At 73.4% G+C, this 18,985-nt stretch carries 15 protein-coding genes; 4 read left to right on the top strand and 11 right to left on the bottom strand.

Translation table 11 applies throughout. The features are described 5' to 3' along the window. On the top strand, positions 1–251 hold a 251-nt coding region (locus AB0C73_RS34685), incomplete at its 5' end, for a hypothetical protein (protein WP_362537687.1). 238 nt (positions 252–489) lie between these two features. On the opposite strand, the gene AB0C73_RS34680 is transcribed toward AB0C73_RS34685, so the two are convergent. After that, positions 490–1,497, bottom strand: a complete 1,008-nt coding sequence (locus tag AB0C73_RS34680; protein WP_362537685.1) for a stage II sporulation protein M — start codon at positions 1,495–1,497, stop codon at positions 490–492. Positions 1,498–1,661: 164 nt separating this feature from the next. Between AB0C73_RS34680 and AB0C73_RS34675 the strand changes: the two genes are divergently transcribed. Further along, positions 1,662–2,573, top strand: a complete 912-nt coding sequence (locus AB0C73_RS34675) for an RDD family protein (RefSeq protein WP_362537683.1) — start codon at positions 1,662–1,664, stop codon at positions 2,571–2,573. A gap of 31 nt (positions 2,574–2,604) precedes the next feature. Here the strand turns inward: AB0C73_RS34675 and AB0C73_RS34670 are convergent, their stop codons facing one another. Next, entirely contained in the window at positions 2,605–3,216 is a 612-nt protein-coding gene (locus AB0C73_RS34670) for a hypothetical protein (RefSeq protein ID WP_362537681.1), read from the bottom strand. Between the two features lie 218 nt (positions 3,217–3,434). Beyond that, the gene (ahcY, locus tag AB0C73_RS34665) at positions 3,435–4,889 is read right to left on the bottom strand and encodes an adenosylhomocysteinase (RefSeq protein WP_362537679.1); all 1,455 of its coding nucleotides are present in this window, start codon (positions 4,887–4,889) and stop codon (positions 3,435–3,437) included. Positions 4,890–5,249: 360 nt separating this feature from the next. On the opposite strand from ahcY, the gene lepB reads away from it, so the two are divergent. Next, positions 5,250–5,921, top strand: coding sequence for a signal peptidase I (gene lepB / locus AB0C73_RS34660; RefSeq protein ID WP_362537677.1), 672 nt, complete (start codon positions 5,250–5,252; stop codon positions 5,919–5,921). 68 nt (positions 5,922–5,989) lie between these two features. Here the strand turns inward: lepB and AB0C73_RS34655 are convergent, their stop codons facing one another. From AB0C73_RS34655 to AB0C73_RS34630, 6 genes are all read right to left on the bottom strand, one after another. Continuing rightward, positions 5,990–6,946: a cation diffusion facilitator family transporter gene (locus AB0C73_RS34655; protein ID WP_362537675.1), complete on the bottom strand. Its 957-nt coding sequence runs from the start codon at positions 6,944–6,946 to the stop codon at positions 5,990–5,992. A 181-nt stretch (positions 6,947–7,127) separates the two neighbouring features. Beyond that, positions 7,128–8,279, bottom strand: coding sequence for a mannose-6-phosphate isomerase, class I (gene manA / locus AB0C73_RS34650; protein WP_362537673.1), 1,152 nt, complete (start codon positions 8,277–8,279; stop codon positions 7,128–7,130). A 222-nt stretch (positions 8,280–8,501) separates the two neighbouring features. Then, the gene (locus AB0C73_RS34645; protein ID WP_362537671.1) at positions 8,502–9,656 is read right to left on the bottom strand and encodes an SIS domain-containing protein; all 1,155 of its coding nucleotides are present in this window, start codon (positions 9,654–9,656) and stop codon (positions 8,502–8,504) included. Positions 9,657–9,865: 209 nt separating this feature from the next. Beyond that, positions 9,866–10,048, bottom strand: a complete 183-nt coding sequence (locus tag AB0C73_RS34640) for a Trm112 family protein (protein ID WP_362537669.1) — start codon at positions 10,046–10,048, stop codon at positions 9,866–9,868. 620 nt (positions 10,049–10,668) lie between these two features. Continuing rightward, positions 10,669–12,039 carry a phosphomannomutase/phosphoglucomutase gene (locus AB0C73_RS34635; RefSeq protein WP_362537667.1) on the bottom strand — a complete coding sequence of 457 codons (1,371 nt, stop codon included), beginning with the start codon at positions 12,037–12,039 and terminating at the stop codon, positions 10,669–10,671. Between the two features lie 93 nt (positions 12,040–12,132). Next, a complete protein-coding gene (locus tag AB0C73_RS34630) occupies positions 12,133–12,573 on the bottom strand; it encodes a DUF3499 domain-containing protein (protein WP_362537695.1) in 441 nt (146 codons plus the stop codon). 305 nt (positions 12,574–12,878) lie between these two features. Between AB0C73_RS34630 and AB0C73_RS34625 the strand changes: the two genes are divergently transcribed. Then, positions 12,879–13,295, top strand: coding sequence for a metallopeptidase family protein (locus tag AB0C73_RS34625; RefSeq protein WP_362537693.1), 417 nt, complete (start codon positions 12,879–12,881; stop codon positions 13,293–13,295). A 233-nt stretch (positions 13,296–13,528) separates the two neighbouring features. Here AB0C73_RS34625 and AB0C73_RS34620 read toward each other — a convergent pair whose 3' ends face one another. Beyond that, a complete protein-coding gene (locus AB0C73_RS34620; protein WP_362537665.1) occupies positions 13,529–15,064 on the bottom strand; it encodes a DUF5719 family protein in 1,536 nt (511 codons plus the stop codon). After that, positions 15,061–18,774, bottom strand: a complete 3,714-nt coding sequence (locus AB0C73_RS34615; protein WP_362537663.1) for a glycosyltransferase family 2 protein — start codon at positions 18,772–18,774, stop codon at positions 15,061–15,063. Before AB0C73_RS34615 ends, AB0C73_RS34620 begins: the two co-directional genes overlap by 4 nt. Positions 18,775–18,985 lie beyond the last annotated feature (211 nt).

Raw genomic sequence — 18,985 nt, 5'->3', positions numbered from 1 at the left:
TATCAACTAATCTGGCGTTGATTTTTGGCACGCTGTTGAGTTCTCAAGGTGCGGACGCTTCCTTTGTACTCACCCTCGCGGGCTTTCCTCCGGGCACTTCCTTCGTTCTTGCGTTTCCGACTCTATCAGATCTTTCCGATCCGATTTCCTCGGTGCTTTCCGGTCCCGATTACTTTCGTTTTCGAGGCCTTCCGGCGTGTTTCCGACTTTATCAGATTCATTTCCGCCGACCTAATCGGTGGCTTCAATGATTCGGATATGAAATCGGGGTGGCTCCGTCGTCTTCGAGATCCTCGAACGAGGCTCGATCCTTCAACCGGAGCGAGAGAGATTCTAACTCGTCAACCCTGAGCTTGTCCAGCTCCAGGCAACCGTTTGAATCTACCTCCCCGCCTCACCCGTGTCAACGGGTTTTGCGAGCGGAGAGGAGACTAGCAGGTCAGCAGGGTGCTCCGCACATCGTGGGGGCCGAGGGAGCCCGGGTCGGGGTCAGGCGGCTGTCGGGAGTTCGGCGGCGCGGTCCGGTTCCGCCACGTCGCCCGTGTCGCCTGCGCGGGCCGCGCGGCCGCCGAGCACGTACACGTACAGAAGAAATCCCAGTTCAGCGACGATGCCGATGGAAATGCGGGCCCAGGTCGGCAGGCCGGACGGTGTCACGAAGCCTTCGATCAGGCCCGAGACGAAGAGGACCAGGGCGAGGCCGATGGCCATGCCGATCGCCGCACGGCCCTGCTGGGCGAGGGCGGCGCGGCGGGTGGTGGGGCCCGGGTCGATCAGGGTCCAGCCGAGGCGGAGGCCGGTGCCGGCGGCCACGAAGAGGGCGGTCAGTTCGAGGAGGCCGTGCGGGAGGATCAGGCCGAGGAAGACGTCGAGGCGGCCGGCGGACGCCATGAGACCGATGCCGACACCGACGTTCAGCATGTTGCTGAACAGGATGAGAAGCACCGGGAGCCCGAGGAAGGCGCCGAGGACCAGGCACATGGCGGCGGCCTGGGCGTTGTTCGTCCAGACCTGGGCGGAGAACGAGGCCGCCGGGTGGCTGGAGTAGTAGGTCTCGTACTGGCCGCCGGGGCGGGTCATCTCGCGCAGCTCGGCGGAGGCGCCCATCGCGGACTGGACCTCGGGGTGGGTGGCGATCCACCAGCCGATGAGGGCCGCGAGCAGGGTGGAGAGGACCGCCGTCGGTATCCACCAGTGGCGTGCTCGGTAGACCGCGGCCGGGAATCCGGCGGTGAGGAAGTCGGCCGCGTCGCGCCAGGAGGCGCGGCGGGTGCCGGTGACCGTGGCGCGGGCGCGGGCGATCAGCTGGGTGAGCCGGGCCGTGAGCATCGGGTCGGGGGCGCTGGACTGGATGAGCGAGAGATGGGTGGCGGTGCGCTGGTAGAGGGCGACGAGTTCGTCGGCCTCTGCGCCGGTGAGGCGTCGGCCGCGGCGGAGCAGGTGGTCGAGGCGGTCCCACTCGGCGCGGTGGGCGGTGACGAAGACGTCGAGGTCCATGGTCGGCTGCTGCTCCAGGCACTGGGGTGCGGGGTGCGGGGTGCGGGGTGCGGGGTCGTCGTACAGGTTCGGCGTACAGGTTCGTACTACTGCGGCGCGCTGCGGGTCAGCTTGGCAGACTGACGTTCGGACCGGGTTCGGCAGGGCGAAGAAGGGTGGGGGCCGTGAGCGGGGTGGTGACGGGGGATGCCGTCTATCTGGGACTGCAGCCGGCGCGGCTGCCGACCCGGGCGCTGGCGATTCTGATCGATCTGGTCGTGGTGTGGGTGGCGTATCTGCTGATCAGCCTGGGTCTCGCGGTCGCCACGGCGTCGCTCGACGAGGCGGCGGCGGCCGCGCTGTCGATCGCCTCCTTCGTCCTGCTCCTGGTGGGAGCGCCCATCGCCGTGGAGACGCTGTCCCATGGGCGGTCGCTCGGGAAGCTGGCGTTCGGGCTGCGGGTGGTGCGTGACGACGGCGGGCCGATCCGTTTCCGGCACGCGCTGATGCGTGGGGCGATGGGGGCCGTGGAGATCCTGATGATGTTCGGGGTCGTCGCCTGTGTCGCGTCGCTGGTGTCGGAGCGGGGGCGGCGGCTCGGAGACGTGTTTGCCGGGACTCTGGTCGTACGGGAGCGGGTGGCGGCCGGCGCCGGTACGGGGATGCCGGTGCCGCCTCCGCCACCGTGGCTGGTGGGGCGGTTCGCGGGGCTCGATCTGTCGGCCGTACCGGACGGGCTCTGGCTGGAGGTGCGGCAGTACCTGACGCGGATGCGGCAGCTGGACCCGGCGATCGGGCAGCGGCTCGCGGAGCGGCTGGCCGGGGAGCTGGTGGCGCGTACGGGGACGCCGGCGCCGCCGGGGGTGCCGGCGGCGGCGTATCTGGCGGGTGTGGTGGCCGAGCGGCAGGCGCGGGAGGCACGGCGGGCGTTCGCGGCTCCGGCGCCCGTACCTGCGTCGGCGTCTGCGGCAGGTCGAGTGCCCGTGGCTCCGGCGCCGACGGCGGCGCCCACGACCACCCCTCGTCCCGCCCCTGCGGCACCCGGGGCTCCCGCCGATCCCGCTCCCCCGGCCACCGGGTTCGCGCCGCCCGCCTGAGGCCGGGCGCCGGGCACGGGTCAGAGGCGGGTCAGAAGACGTTCGGCGGGGTGTCGAGCTCTTCGAGTTCGATGCCGGGGGCTGAGAGGACCACGTCCCCGGCGAGGTGGACGGTGTGCCGTTCGCCCGTGTCGAGGGCGCTGACCTGGTACTCGTCCACCATCAGGGGGCCGTTGTCAGTGGCGTGCGCTTCACTCTTCACCAGGGCCCAGGACTGGTCGACCGTCAGGGGGGCGAGCACGGGATCCGTGAAGGCGACGAGCCGGATGCGGGTCTCCGGGGAATCGGGGGTGAGGCGCAGGAGTCGGGAGATCGCGACGAGGAACGCCGGGGAGGTGCCGGTGAAGGCATGGGCGCGCACATTGCCTTCGGTGGCATGGGTTCCGGTGGGGTCGGTACGGACCCAGGTGACGCCGTCGAGCGCGGCGCCGCGGACCTGCCAGTCGGCGGCGTGGAGTTCGAGGCGGATCGGGCGGCCCAGGTCGTCGACGGCCAGGTCGACGGAGCCCGTGGGGTCGCCGGTGGGGGAAGTGGTCCGGGCGACATAGCGCCAGCCGGAGGGGCCGGGCGCGCAGTGGAAGTGCTCTTCACCGAGGGGGGTGTGATCGTGCGGATCGTAGAGCGAATAGCGGCCGCGGGGCATGGGTCCTCGAGGTGCGTCCTGGAGCGGTAGCGGTTGGCGTTGCGGTTGCGGGGAACGGGACAGGCCCCCGGCACGGGGGTGCGGGGGCCTGTCTGTGCCGCTGCGGGTCCCTGCGACGGCGGGGCCGGCGCGTGTGCGCCGGTCACCCGCCGGTCGCGGGGATCAGTCGCGGGTCAGCTGTGGATCAGTTGCGGATCGATAGCTGACCGGCAGGCGGATCAGTAGCGGTAGTGGTCCGGCTTGTACGGGCCCTCGACCTTGACGCCGATGTACGAGGCCTGCTCCGGGCGGAGGGTCGTCAGCTTGACGCCCAGCGAGTCCAGGTGGAGACGGGCGACCTTCTCGTCGAGGTGCTTCGGGAGCACGTAGACGTCGGTCGGGTACTCCTCCGGCTTGGTGAAGAGCTCGATCTGGGCCAGGGTCTGGTCCGCGAAGGAGTTCGACATCACGAAGGAGGGGTGGCCGGTGGCGTTGCCCAGGTTGAGGAGCCGGCCCTCGGACAGGACGATCAGGACCTTGCCGTCCTCGAACGTCCAGGTGTGAACCTGCGGCTTGACCTCGTCCTTCACGATGCCCGGGACCTTCGCCAGACCGGCCATGTCGATCTCGTTGTCGAAGTGACCGATGTTCCCGACGATCGCCTGGTGCTTCATCCTGGCCATGTCCGAGGCCATGATGATGTCCTTGTTGCCCGTCGTGGTGACGAAGATGTCGGCCGTCTCCACGACCTCGTCCAGGGTGGTCACCTGGTAACCGTCCATCGCCGCCTGAAGCGCACAGATGGGGTCGATCTCCGTCACGATCACGCGGGCGCCCTGGCCCCGCAGGGACTCGGCGCAGCCCTTGCCGACGTCGCCGTAGCCGCAGACCACGGCCGTCTTGCCGCCGATCAGCACGTCGGTGGCACGGTTGATGCCATCAATGAGCGAGTGACGGCAGCCGTACTTGTTGTCGAACTTCGACTTCGTCACGGCGTCGTTCACGTTGATCGCCGGGAAGAGGAGGGTGCCGGCCTGCATCATCTCGTAGAGACGGTGGACACCGGTGGTGGTCTCCTCGGTCACGCCGCGGATCTCGGACGCGAGCTGCGTCCACTTCTGCGGGGCCTCGGCGAGGGTGCGGTTGAGGAGACGGAGGATGTGGCCGTACTCCTCGCTGTCCGCGGTGGCCGGGTCCGGGGCCGAGCCGGCCTTCTCGAACTCGACGCCCTTGTGGACGAGGAGGGTGGCGTCACCGCCGTCGTCCAGGATCATGTTCGGGCCGCCGGTGGGGGTGTTCGGCCAGGTCAGCGCCTGCTCCGTGCACCACCAGTACTCCTCCAGGGTCTCGCCCTTCCAGGCGAAGACCGGGACGCCCTGCGGGTTCTCCGGGGTGCCGTTCGGGCCGACGGCGATGGCCGCGGCGGCGTGGTCCTGGGTGGAGAAGATGTTGCAGGAGGCCCAGCGGACGTCGGCGCCGAGGGCGACCAGGGTCTCGATGAGCACGGCGGTCTGCACGGTCATGTGCAGGGAGCCGGTGATACGGGCGCCGGCGAGCGGCTGCTGCTCGGCGTACTCGCGGCGGATGGACATCAGGCCGGGCATCTCGTGCTCAGCGAGGGTGATCTCCTTGCGGCCGAACGTGGCCAGGGAGAGGTCGGCGACCTTGAAGTCCTGCTTGGCGTCAGTCGTCATGACTGGTGCTGCTCCTCGTCGATCGGGTTCGAGGGGTCGAGTGGGCACCTGGCACCGCGGCTGTGGGCGACGCGGGCGGACAACGGGCATACGAATGCCCGAGCGCTCCCGCGTGCTCCGCGGTGCAGTCGTCGGAGGCCCTCTCTCCCTCGGCCGGCCCGTGTACGGGCCGCCCGACCGCCATCAGCAGCGACGTCTGGCTGGTCACGAATCTACACCGATCGGCGCAGCGGCCCACAGTCCGCCTCGTGACGGATCCGGCCGAATCGAGGCCGGATCCGGGTTCGACAACAGGCCCCGGTGTCCGTTCGCGCCGATAGGGTGCGGGCGCCGTACTGCTGCTGGGAGGGGCTGAGGGGTATGAGACCGGGGCGGGGACTGCGGATCACGGGCTGGCTGGTGATGGTGCCGCTGGGGGTGGTGCTGGTCGTCGCGGGGCTGGTCCTGCGGAGCGCGTATCCGACGCACCAGGTGCCGAGCGAATCGATGCGGCCGACGTACGGGCATGGCGACATGCTCTACGCCGAGGCGATCGAGCCGTCCGAGGTACGGCGCGGGGATGCCGTCCTCGTGTCCGTGCCCGAGTGGGGCATCACCGAGGGACTGACCCTGAAGCGGGTGATCGGGGTCGGTGGCGACCGCGTGACGGCCGACGACCGGCAGCTGTACGTGAACGGCGAGCCGCTCAGCGAGCCGTATCTCTTCCAGGGCGACCCGATCGGGGACGCGCCCGGATTCGATGTGAAGGTGCCGGAGGGGCGGTTGTTCCTGCTCGGCGACAACCGGGGCAACTCCCTCGACTCGCGCTACCACCAGGACCTCGGTGCCGGAGGCACGGTCCCCGTGGCGGCGGTACGGGAGCGGGTGGCGGACAGCCCGGCCGGCTCGGTCGCCGCGGTGGGCGGGTTCTTCGGCGGCGCGGTGGTCCTGCTGATCGGGTTCGGCCTCGGGCTTGCCGGGTGGCTCGCCGACCGGTCGGCGCGACGGCGCGCGGTGCCGCCGCCTCCGCCCGTCCCGTACGCCCACGCCTGAGCCGTACACCGTCCCCTGAAACGACGGAGGCCCCGGACCTGCGATCAGGTCCGGGGCCTCTCTCGTCGTCAGACGTCCGTGTTCTCGGGCTTCGCGGCGTCCGCGGCCGCCCGCTTCTCGCTGTAGATGTCCGGCTCCAGGTAGATCACCCGGGCGATCGGGACGGCGGCGCGAATGCGGGCCTCGGCCGCGTCGATGGCCTGGGCGACCTCGGTGGCGGTGTCGTCGTGCTGGACGGCGACCTTGGCCGCCACGAGGAGCTCCTCGGGGCCGAGGTGGAGGGTGCGCATGTGGATGAGGCGGGTGACGGTCTCGCCGTCGACGATCGCGTCCTCGATCCGCTTCACCTCGTCGATGCCGGCGGACTCGCCGAGCAGCAGCGACTTGGTCTCGGCGGCGAGGACGAGCGCGATGGTGATGAGCAGGACACCGATGCAGAGGGTGCCGATGCCGTCCCAGACGCCGTTGTCGGTCAGCAGGGCGAGGCCGACGCCGCCGAGCGCGAGGACGAGACCGATGAGGGCGCCGAAGTCCTCCAGGAGGACGACCGGCAGCTCGGGGGCCTTGGCGCGCCGGATGAACTCCTTCCAGGACTGGGTGCCGCGGAGCTCGTTCGACTCCTTGATCGCGGTGCGGAAGGAGAAGCCCTCGGCGATGATCGCGAAGACGAGGACGCCGACCGGCCAGTACCAGGCCTCGATCGGGTGCGGGTGCTTGATCTTCTCGTAGCCCTCGTAGAGGGCGAACATGCCACCGACCGAGAAGAGCACGATGGAGACGAGGAAGGCGTAGATGTAGCGCTCGCGGCCGTAGCCGAAGGGGTGCTGCGGGGTGGCCTCGCGCTGGGCGCGCTTACCGCCGAGGAGCAGCAGGCCCTGGTTGCCGGAGTCGGCGAGGGAGTGCACGGCCTCCGCGAGCATCGAGGACGAACCACTGAAGAGGAACGCCACGAACTTGGACGCGGCGATCGCGAGATTGGCGCCGAGCGCCGCCACGATCGCCTTGGTTCCGCCTGACGCGCTCATGGGTGTGTCTGTTCCCTTCGTCGATGCTCCGGCCCGGCGACGCTCTGGCCGGCCGCCCTGTAGGAGGGCAGCTTATTGCCATCCCTTTGCCGTCGTGCCGCCGGTCGTTGTCGCATCGGGCCCGCGTCAGGCCCGCGTCAGACCCGTGTCAGACCCGTGTCAGACCAGCATCAGGCCCGCGTCAGGCCACGACGGTGGCGCGGAAGAGGGTTCCCGCACCGGACAGTTCGGTCTTTTCGCCTGCCGGGACGAAGACAGATTCACCGGGCGCGAGCGGGAGTCCGCCGCCCTCCGGGCGGCCCGCGACGGCGAGGAGGATCTGCGGGGTGGGGAGGGTGAGGTCCGTGGGGGCGGCGCCCTCGGCGCGGGCGTAGCGGGAGAGCCGGAACTCGTCGGTCGGGGTCTCGTACAGCTCCTCGCCGGACGGGGATGCCTCGGGGCGCAGGACGCCCGGCTCGTTCGGCTCGAAGCGGACGACCCGGAGGAGCTCGGGGACGTCGACGTGCTTGGGGGTGAGACCGCAGCGCAGCACGTTGTCGGAGTTGGCCATGATCTCGACGCCGAGGCCGTCGAGGTACGCGTGCGGCACGCCGGCGCCGAGGTAGAGGGCCTCGCCGGGCTGGAGCGTGACCTCGTTGAGCAGCATCGCGGCGAGGACGCCGGGGTCGTTGGGGTAGTGGTGGGCGATCTGGGCGTACGTGGCGTGGGCGCCGCCCAGGCGGGCGGCGGCGTGCGCGGCCTCGGTGACGGTGTGGCCCAGTTCGTCGTGCTCGGCGGTGAGCAGCGCGGTCAGGACCTCGCGCAGCGCGGCCTCCTCGGGGTGGGCGTGGAGGAGGTCGACGTACGGCTTGAGGGAGTCGACGCCGAGCGCGGCCATGGTGTCGGCGGCGTCGACGGGGTCGCGGAAGCCGCACAGGCCGTGGAAGGGGGTGAGCGCGCAGATGAGTTCGGGCTTGTGGTTGGCGTCCTTGTAGTTGCGGTGCGGGGCGTCGAGCGGGACGCCGGCGGCCTCCTCGGCGGCGAATCCGGCGCGCGCCTGGTCGAGGTCGGGGTGGACCTGGAGGGAGAGCGGGGCGCCGGCGGCGAGCACCTTGAGGAGGAAGGGCAGGCGCGGGCCGAACTTCTCAACGGCGGCGGCGCCGAGTTCGCGTACGGGATCGGCGTCGATGACCTCGTTGAGGGGACCGCGGTCGGTGCGGGAGGGGGCGCCGGGGTGGGCGCCCATCCACAGCTCGGCCTGGGGCTCGCCGGTGGGGGCGGTGCCGAGCAGCTCCGGGATGGCCGTCGTGGACCCCCAGGCGTAGGGGCGGACGGTGTTGACGAGGCGGTCCATGGGGCTTCCAGCTCTTTTCAGTGCGGTGGGGCGGTGATGGACGTGGGTGGAGGGCGTCGGCGGGGGCCGGGGGGTGTCGGCGGGGGCGGGGCGTCAGGGGTGCCCGAAGGGAGGCCTGGGGAGGCCTGAGTACGGGGGGTACGGGTGTGGGGTGCGGGGGCGGGGGGCGCGGGTGCGGGGGGGCGCGGGGGCCCGGTCGGCGGCCGGGCCCCTTGACACGGCCTAGTCCGGTACGCGGGCCGCCGTGGCCAGGCAGAGGTACACGGCGGCGAAGTCGGTGACGGCGATGAGTTCCGCGAGGTTCTCCAGCGGTGTGCCCTCCTCCGGCTCCAGTTCGCTGATCGCCGTGTCGTGGCCGAGGGCGAGTTCGCGGGCGGCGGGCGCGGCACTGAGCACATTGCCCTCGGCCGGGCGGTCGCGGAGGAGGACGACGCGGGCGCGCAGGGCCTGCTGCTCCTCGACGCGATCGCGGAAGAAGTCGTCGGGGTCGGCGCCGGCCGCGTAGTCCCCCGCGAGCAGCATGCCGTGGGCGGGCAGCGCCTCCGGCAGCTCGGCGGCGAGCGCGGGCAGGCCGGCGAGTTCGGCGAGCACCGCGGCGAAGCGGCGGCCGGCCGGGCCGGCGGCCTCGCCCTCGGTCCAGACGAGGGGCAGTGTGTCGGCGAGCTCGGCGGCGAGGGTCTTCGCCGGGTTGCTGTACGTGGCGATGGCGGGGCCGCAGCGCTCCGCCGTATGGTCGAGCCGGTCGGCCACCTGCTCAAGGGCCTCCGGAGGGGCTTCGAGGAGGCCCACCCGGTCGAGCAGCGCGAGCAGCGGCGTGAACAGCGCCCACAGGGCGCCGGGGCTGGCGGCGAGGGTCTCCGCGTACTCGTCGGCGGTCTCGTGCGGGGCCATCGCCATCGGTACGAGCAGGCCGCGCGAGCCGTTGACCGTCTCGGCCAGCGGGGACTGTCTGGGGGCGACGGCGACGACGGTGATGCCGCGGCGGTACGCCTGCTCGGCGAGGAGCGCCAGACCGGGTTCGGCGCCGTCCGTCGTCGGCATGAGCAGCAGGTCCACCGAGCCCGCCCAGCCGGGCAGCGCCCAGCGCAGGGCGCCGGCGGCCGGTGCGACACCGGTCGGCTGGAGGCGGATCACCGGGGCCGCGGCGCCCGCGAGGGCGCCGACCAGGTCGGCGACGCCCGCGGCGGCGGTGCCGGGGCCCGCGACGAGGACGGAGCGGGGACGGCCCTCGGGGCGCAGTTGCGCGATGCCTGCCTCGGCGGCGTGCCGGGCGGCGGTCCGTACCCGCGCGCCGGCCGCGGCGGCACCGCGGAGCAGTCCGCGGTGGTCGGCGAGGGCGAGGGCGTCCGGTGCGTCGAGGAGGGTCTCGTCGAGCATGTGGCGGGCCTCCGGTCGGTCGGCGGAGCGGGGCCGGCGGTCGGCCGGCGTGGGTGATCCCCCCGAGGGTGCGCGTCAGCGGGTCGACGCGTCAGCGTGCGCTCGTCGCGTACGTCCGTCTCGCGGGCCGGGGCCGCGGGCCGCGGCCCCGGCCCGCGTCGGCTTTCCGGGGCGCGGGGCGGGCGGCGCTGGGTGGGCGGCGGAGCGGGTCACTCGGGGCGGCGGGCCTCGTCGACCAGCAGGACCGGGATGCCGTCGCGCACCGGGTACGCGAGTCCGCAGTCGGCGGAGGTGCAGACGAGCTCCGGGGTCTCCTCGGCCGACCGGTCGGTCAGCGGGGCGTGGCAGGCCGGGCAGGCCAGGATCTCCAGGAGGCCGGCTTCGAGCGGCATGGGTGGTGGTCCCTTCGGGACGGTACGGCGGCACGGGCGTGGGCGTACGGACGGTCTCGGGCCTGGTCAGCCTACCGCCGGGCCGCGGGCGGCGCCCTTGGTATGGGGCGGGGCGCCGGGGGCTACGTAACGGGGCGGGGCGGACGGAGGGGCGGCGTGGGGGGAACGTGGGGGGAAACGGGGGGCGACGGGTTGTCTGGGCGCGCCGCCCGTTGCGGGGCGCCTGGCTCGGTGCCCACTCGTACGGGCGGTGCCGCGCCGCTCACCCCCCCCGTGTGGGCATTCGTCCCGCAGGGCGGGACGGGTGGGCACACGGGACGGCGCCCATGCGGGCGCGTTCCGCACCTGCGCCTGGACCCGCACCAGTTGCGCAGCGCCCTTCGGGTGACCGTCCAGGCGCAGGGAGCCTAGGCCCGGCAAAGGGCGCCGTCCGTTGTGCCCACCCGTTCCGCCCCTGCGGAACGTATGCCCACAACGGGGGGGGCAGCGGGGCGGGCGCAGCCCGGGCGGGACGGCAGGTGCGGGGCGAAGCCCACGGGCTGGGGCGGGCGCGGCCCGGCGGTGAGGGGACGGCGGAGGCCCGCCCGGGTGGGCGGGCCTCGGTTGTCAGTCGTCGCGCGTCACGCGCGGACCAGGGCCAGGACCTCGTCGCGCAGTGACGACATCGTCGCCTCGTCGCGCGCCTCGACGTTCAGGCGCAGCAGGGGTTCCGTGTTGGAGGCGCGGAGGTTGAACCACCAGTCGGCGGCGGTGACCGTGAGGCCGTCGAGGGTGTCGAGGGTGACGCCGTCGCGCTCGCCGTAGGCGGCCTTCACGGCGGCCAGGCGGGCGTTCTGGTCGGCGACGGTGGAGTTGATCTCGCCAGAGGAGGCGTAGCGGTCGTACGCGGAGACCAGGCCGGACAGCGGGCCGTCCTGGCCGCCGAGGGCGGCGAGGACGTGGAGCGCGGCGAGCATGCCGGTGTCCGCGTTCCAGAAGTCCTTGAAGTAGTAGTGCGCGGAGTGCTCGCCGCCGAAGATGGCGCTGGTCTTCGCCATCTCCTCCTTGATGAAGGAGTGGCCGACCCGGGTCCGTACCGGCGTGCCGCCGTTCTCGCGGACGACCTCGGGGACGGACCACGAGGTGATCAGGTTGTGGATGACGATGCCGCCGGGGTTCTTGGCGAGCTCGCGCGCGGCGACGAGGGCGGTGATCGCGGACGGGGAGACCGGGTCGCCGTTCTCGTCGACGACGAAGCAGCGGTCGGCGTCGCCGTCGAAGGCGAGGCCGAGGTCGGCGCCCTCGGCGCGCACGCGCGCCTGGAGGTCGACGATGTTCTTCGGGTCGAGCGGGTTGGCCTCGTGGTTCGGGAAGGTGCCGTCGAGTTCGAAGTACATCGGGACGACGTCGAGCGGCAGGCCGTCGAAGACGGTGGGGACGGTGTGGCCGCCCATGCCGTTGCCGGCGTCGACGACGACCTTGAGCGGCCGGATGGCGCTGAGGTCGACGAGACCGAGCAGGTGGGCGGCGTAGTCCTTGAGCGTCTCGCGCTCGGTGACGGTGCCCTCGGTCGCGACCGGCTCGGGGGCGCCCTGCTCCGACCACCGCTCGACGAGCGCGCGGATCTCGGAGAGGCCGGTGTCCTGGCCGACCGGGGCGGCGCCGGCGCGGCACATCTTGATGCCGTTGTACCGGGCCGGGTTGTGGGAGGCGGTGAACATCGCGCCGGGCAGGCCGAGCGCGCCGGACGCGAAGTAGAGCTGGTCGGTCGAGCAGAGACCGATCAGGGTGACGTCGGCGCCGAGGCGGGCGGCGCCGCGGGCGAAGGCGGCGGCGAGGCCGGGCGAGGAGGGGCGCATGTCGTGGCCGATGACGATCGCGTCGGCGTCGGCGACGCGCACGAAGGCGGCGCCGAAGAGCTCGGCGAGCGACTCGTCCCACTGATCGGGCACCACTCCGCGGACGTCGTACGCCTTCACGATCTGCGACAGATCAGCATGATCAGCAGTCACGGATCCCCCTCCTGAGGTCTCGTCCAGAGGTCTCGGCTGTCGTGCGCGCGGCGCGCGCACGTACCGCCCAAACTACCCGGGACCGGACCTTGATCAGTTCTCGGGTGAGCGGAGCACTCTCAGGTGCCCGCGACGGCCGACCTCCATGGGGTCGCCGCCACGGCCGCCCGGGCCGGGCTTGCCGCCGCCGGCCTCGGCCGCGCGCTCCTGGGGGCGGGCCGCCTCCCGTACCGCGTTGGCGAGGGCTTCGAGGTCGTCGCCGCTGGGGCGGGTGGGGGTGCTCGCGTCGTGGAGCCGCACGACCTCCCAGCCGCGCGGGGCGGTGAGGCGCTCACTGTGCTCGGCGCACAGGTCGTAGCAGTGGGGCTCGGCGTAGGTGGCGAGCGGGCCGAGGACCGCGGTCGAGTCGGCATAGACGTACGTCAGTGTCGCGACGGCAGGGCGGCCGCACGCGGTGCGCGAACAGCGACGTACAGGGCTCACGACGTTGGACGGTACCGCACTCTTGAGCGGGCCGCGACGACTCTCCCCCAGGTCACTCCACCGTGTCGCGGTGTGACGTGCGCCACGGACCGGGTGTGATCGTCCGTTCTGACCTGCGGGAGCGCCGCGCGGGGCGGGCGGCGAGGCGGTGTGATCCGGACATCGACCAGGGAAAATCCGGTCAATCACGGCCAGATGGCCGATCGCGCGCGGCCCGGAAACAGGGCCGCCGGCTGTCCTGATCGGTCGGGTTCCGACAGGCCGGGCGGCCGGACGCCGCCGTCCCGGCCGTCCCGGACCGGTCCGGGAACACCGGGGAGAGTTACGCTGCGTCAGTGACGGACAGCACCCACAGCATGGACAGTGCGGCGCCGCGCGTGCGACGCCGCGACCGGCACGGCCGCGGCATGCGGGGGCCGGTCGCCCCGCCGCAGGTTCCGCTGTCCGCGAGCCGGGCGGACACCTTCCGCGATCTGGTCCTGGACTCGGTGGAGCGCCTGGAACGGCACTGGCCCCAGCTGGCGGACGTCGAGTTCCTGGTGATGGAGGTGCCGCCGCCGGTTCCCGGCGAGTCGGTGGTGCCGCTGGGCGGCTCCACGCCGGCCGAGCGGAACGACCCGGCCCGGATCGTCGTCTACCGCCGCCCCGTCGAGATCCGTGCGAAGAACCGCGACGAGCGGGCGCTGCTCGTGCACGAGGTCGTCGTGGAGCAGGTCGCGGACCTGCTCGGTCTTTCCCCGGAGTCGGTCGATCCGCGGTACGGACAGGACTGATCCGGTCGGGACCGAGCACCGCCCGGTCGGGATCGAGCGCAAGCGAACCCGGGCGCCGGGGGCCGGTGCCTCACCCGTACGGGCGAGGGGCGCGGGTCCGGGACATCGGGTCCGGAACGACGGGTCCGGAACGACGGGCGCGCGCCCGGAAGAACCGGCGGGCCCGGCCGGGGCCCCGGCCGCAGCCCGAGGCCGTCCCCCGGCCCCGGGCCCTCGTCAGGCGTCCAGGACCGTCAGTCGTCCAGGACCGTCAGGTCCTGGCGGGCCTTCGGGACCTCCACCGTGCTCCGGTCGTCCGCGAACGTCTGGACCGTGAACATCGGGATGCCGTCCTCCGGCAGCTCAAGCAGGCGCGAGGCGTGCACCGGGCCGCCCGAGAGGCGCTCGACGGTCAGGGCGTAGGAGCCCTTGAGGCCTTCGGGGACCGGCGCGGCGAGCGAGGTCGTGGTCCCGGGCTTCAGGGTGACGGTCTTGCTGACCGCGGTGCCGCCCCCCGCACCGGCCGAGGCGGTGATCCGCACCTCGGCACCGGCGGCGGGCGCGGTCAGGGCGAGGGTGGCGCCCTTGTCGCGGTTGTCGGCGACGGTGGCGCGGCCCTGGATCGGGGCGGCGGCCGGGATGAAGGCGACCTCCTGCTTGTCGCCCTTGCCCCGGACCACGCGCAGCGCGGCGACGACCGGGGTGTCCTTCTTGGGGTCGGAGGGGGTGAGGAGCAGTGAACCGGGCTCGCCGCGGGTGAGGTCGGGCAGGTCGACGGAGGCCGTCATGCCGGACTTCACGTGCACGGAGGCGGCGCTGGCCGGGACGATCTTGCCGGTCGGGGTGACCAGCTGGATCTTCAGGTCGGCGTCGTCCTCGCCCGGCGCGTACGCGACGAGGCGGACCGAGGTGGCGTCGGCCGGGATGCCGGGCAGGACGGCGGTGCCGGCCGGGTCGGCGGAGGCCGGCAGCCAGTCGCTGCCCGCCTTGTCGTCGGCGGCGCCGATGACGGCGCCGACGCGGCCGCTGCGGGTGGTCACATGGACGGTGAGGTCCTGCTGCGCCGGGTCCGTGGTGAGGGTGGAGATGAGAACCGGGACGGTGGAGTGCGCGGGGACCGCGATGCCGTCGCCGGGCGGCATCTTGAGCGGGCCGGCCGGGCCGTACAGCTCGATGTCGGCGGTGGCGGTGCTGTCGTCGGGGTTGGTGAGGTGGACGTAGTCCTGGCGTTCCTTGGCGGTGGACGCGGCCGGGAACCAGAAGTCGGTGTCCGGGGCGGTGCAGGTGACGCCGAGCAGGCCGCGCGCGCCACCGGCCGCGACGACGGTGGTCTGCTGGACGGTCCAGCCGGGGGCCAGGCCGCCGCTCGCGGAACCGGTGAGGGCGGGGGCGTCGGGGCCGTTCGCCGTGGCGTTGACGGGGGTGCCGGGCGTGGTGACGGTCGCCGGTGCCTTGGGCGCCTTGGCCTTCTTGGGGGCCTCCTCGCCTGGGATCGGGGCCGCGGGGGCGGGCTTCAGCTCGGCCTTGGCGGCGGCCCGCCCGTCCCCCTTCGCCCCCGCGGCCGCCTTCGCGCCGGTGCCCGCGGCGGGCGTGTACGAGGTGTAGGTGGTCTCCGCGACCTCGGAGGTGCTCGGGGCGGGGCAGAGCAGGGCGGAGCGCTCCACGGGCAGCCGGGTCGCCTGCGCGGTGTTCACGGGCACGGTGCCGTCGGGGGCGGTGAGGGCGGCGACGCCGGTCACCGCCGCCAGGGTGCCGGCGACGGCGATCAGGGAGAGGGTGGTGCGCTTCACTGGTTGCTGCTCCCGTCCGGACGCGGCTGCTGCTGCCCGTAGCCGTACGGGTCGTACGCGTCGTAGCCCTGCTGGGCGTACGGGTCGTAACCCTGATCCTGCTGCGGGTACTGCTGGGGGTACTGCTCGGGGTCGTACTGCTGAGCGTCGTACTGCTGCTGCTCGTAGCCGCCCTGCTGCGCGTACGGGTCGTACGCGTACTGCTGCTCCTGGTAGTAACCCGTCTGCGAAGCCTGGGCGTACTGGCCGTCCCACTCGGGCTGCTGCTCGTACGCCGGCTGCTCCGGTACGGGGACGGGTGCGGGCTCCGGCTCGGGCGCGGGGTCCTCGCCGGGGGCGGCTTCCGCGGCCTGGGCGGCCTGGGCGGCGGCCTCGGCCTCGGCGGCGGCGCGCAGCCGGCGGGCGCGGCGGCCGTCGCCGTCGGCGGCGGTGGCCTGGGCGGGGAGGGCGAGCTCCTCGTCGGGCAGGTCGTCGTCGATGTCGCGGCGTCGGCCGGGCAGGGCGAGGACGAACAGGACGACGGCGAGGAAGGCCTGGGTCCAGATCCACGCGGTGTGGGTGACCGGCTCCTCGTACGTGAGGTCCAGGCGCCCGGCGCCGGTGGGGAGCTCGAAGCCCTGGGCCCAGCCGTCGACGGTGACGGGCGTGAGCGCGGTGCCGTCGAGGGTGGCGGTCCAGCCGGCGTCGGCGTGGTCGGCGATGCGCAGGACGCGGCCGGCGGGCCCGGCGGGGATCTTGGTGTGGGCCTCGACGGGACCGGCGGCGACGGTGACCGGCTGGGCGGGCTCCGCCGGGGCGGCGCCGGGGGTCTCGGTCGCGCTGCCGCCGGCCGCTGTCCCGGCTGCCGCGTCCTTCGGGACGATCATGACGCGGGCGACCTCGCGGTCGACCCGCCACAGGGCGCTGCCGTCGAGCTGGCTGAGCCGGGACAGGCCCGGGGTGGCGTCGAGGACCCGGCTCATCGAGCGGGGTGCCCCGTCCCGTACGAGCACATAGCGGATCGCGAAGCCGCTCAGTTCTTCGGTCTGGTCGGCGCCGGAGCCGGCGACGAGGTGGGAGACGACCTCGTCGAGGCGCGGGTCGCTGCCGCCGGCGGCGGCGAGTTCGGCGTCGCCGAGGCGCCCGCCGGAGCCGCGGACCAGGGTGTAGGCGACCTCGCCGGCCGAGGCGCCGCCGAGGACGAGGGTGCGGGCCTGGTCGCGGGTGCCGCTCTCCTCGGCGACGAACGCGGGCACCTGGACCGGGTCGCGGCGGGTGAGCGGGCCGTCGGCGCCGCCGATCATCCAGCCGGCCGCGGAGAGCAGCGGGCCGGCGGCGCAGGCGAGGGCGATGAGCGCGGCCACGGGCTGGCGCCAGCCGAAGCCGTGGGCGGCGACGCGGGTGCGGCCGCCCTCGGCGCCGATCGTGCCGGCGGCGAGCAGCGCCGCACCGTAGACGAGGGTGGCGGGACCGGACCAGCCGGTCTCGCCGGTGCCGGCTCCGTTGCCGAGGACGGCGAAGAGGAGTCCGGCGAGGGCGGCGGCCCAGGCGGTGCGGACCGCGAGGGCGCGCTCCTCGCGCAGCAGTCCGGCGAGGGCGGCGAGCACGAGGCCGAGCAGCAGGACGCCGCCGACGGTGCCGGGTCCGCCGGGGCTGGCGCCGAGCAGGTCGAGCGCGGAGGCGCTGCCCGTACGGATGTCGAGGCCGGCCTCGCGGAGGAAGGCGGAGGGGCTGGTCAGCAGCGAGAGCGACCAGGGGGCGAGGACCAGGATCGGGGTGCCGACGGCGGCTGCGAAGCGCAGCGCGTACGCCGTGATGTCGTCGCGGCGCAGCACGAGCACGCCGAGGCCGAGGACGACGGCGAGCGGCCAGACGATCGGCGTGAACGCCATCGCGGAGGTCAGGAGGAAGGTGTACGCCCAGGTGGCGCGCCAGCTGCCGCGCTCGCCGCGCGGGCGGTTCAGTCCGTGGGCGGCAACGGCGGCGCGGGCGATCAGCGGAAGCAGGATCGCGAGGACGGCGGTGCCGAGGCGGCCGGTGGCGAGCGCGCCGGTGGCGGCGGGCAGGAAGGCGTAGGCGATCGCGGCCCACGCGCGCAGGAGGCGGGACTCGACGATGCCGCGGGAGGCGAAGTAGGCGGTGAAGCCGGCCAGCGGGACCGAGCAGACGAGCAGCAGGGTCAGCGCGAACGAGGTCGAGCCGAGGAACAGCGCGGAGAGCGCGGCCAGGACGGCGAGGTAGGGCGGTGCGATCTGGGTGCCGCCGCTGCCGATGGCGTGCCAGCCGTCCGCGTACCGCGACCAGAGGCCGGAGACGGTGTCGGGGGCGGGCAGCAGGGTGCCGCCGGCCAGGGAGCCGCCGCCGAAGAGGTTGCGGCAGGCGACCACGGAGACGACGAGGAGCAGCGCGAAGAGGACGGGTCCCGGCTTGCGGGCGATCTTCTTGAGGCGCGCGAACTGCTCGATCTCCAGGTAGTCGGCGTCGTCGCCGCCGGGCCCTGACTCGACCACGCCGTGGCGGGAGCCGCCGGAGTCGGCGTCGGAGCCGCCGAACTGGGAGGCGAGCTGTTCGGCGGCGGCGCGGATGGTGGCGCCGGGCGCGGGGAACAGCGGGCGGAGCTCCGCCCAGCGCTGTGCCGGGGGCACCCCGTCCGCGGCGACGGGCGCCTGACGGCGCCGCGACCGCGCGGCGAGGATCTTCTCGGGCCGCAGGAGCGTGGCGAGCAGGCCCATGATCTCGTCGACGGCCTGGCCGGGCGCCTTGCCGACGAGATAGCCGAGGGTGCGCAGGACGGTGCCGACGACGAGGCGGAGGAAGACGTACGGCAGGGTGCGGCCGCGGCTGTTGACGAGCAGCGTGTAGACGGCGCCGGCCTTGTCGACGCGGTGCGGGTCGGCCGCGGAGCGGCCGGCGCAGTCGACGGTGCGGCGCTCGCGGGCGGAGGCCTCGGCGTGCCGGAGCACGGCGTCGGGGGCGACGAGGACGCCGTGGCCGGCGGTGTGGACGCGCCAGCACAGGTCGACGTCGTCGCGCATGAGGGGCAGTCGGCGGTCGAAGCCGCCGAGCTCCTCGAAGACGTCGCGGCGGATCAGCATGCCGGCGCTGGAGACGGAGAGCACGGAGCGGATCTGGTCGTGCTGGCCCTGGTCCTGCTCGCGGCGGTCGAGCCCGGTCCAGCGGCGGCCGCTGCGGGCGATGGAGACGCCGACTTCGAGGAGCTGCTTCTTGTCGTACCAGCCGCGCAGCTTGGGGCCGACGACGGCGGCGTCCGGGTCCGAGTCGGCGGCCCGCAGCAGTTCGATGAGCGCGCCGGGTTCGGGCGCGCAGTCGTCGTGGAGCAGCCAGAGCCACTGCACGGGCTCGCCGTACGGGAGTTCGGGCAGGTCGTAGGCGTCGTCGCGCCAGGTGCGGGTGACCGGGTCCCAGCCGCTGGGGCGCTTCAGATACGGGAGTTCCTCAGGTCCGAGGACGGGCGCGGTGCGCGCGGCCTCGTCGACGGCGGAGCCGAATCCGGTGCGGCGCGCGAGGTGGAGCACGCGGTCGGGGCCGAGCGAGTCGGCGAGCAGCCGCGCGGAGTCGTCGGCGCTGCCGGTGTCGGCCGCGATGACGTTCTGGACGGGGCGCTCCTGGGCGAGCAGCCCGGCGAGGGCGTCCGGCAGCCAGCGGGCGCCGTCGTGGGCGACGAGCACGGCGGTGACGACGTGTCGTGGGAACTCAGGAGTTGAGGACATCGAGCTACGGCCCCTCCGGCCGGGGGTCGCCCCGTGAAGGGCGTGGATGCGTCTCGGACGGAGGCCCACACTAGTAGCTGGCAGGACAACGGTCCGCCGCCTGTGGATAACCACGGCGTGCGGACCGTTCGTTGTGTACGTCTTTGTGTCCCGGGTGTACGTCCTCGCGTCGCGCCCCGGGTGTACGTCCCCGTGTCCCGGGTGTACGTCC

This window comes from Streptomyces sp. NPDC048623 (assembly GCF_040650755.1).
Lineage (GTDB): Bacteria > Actinomycetota > Actinomycetes > Streptomycetales > Streptomycetaceae > Streptomyces.
This window is presented reverse-complemented; position numbering and strand designations above follow the sequence as displayed.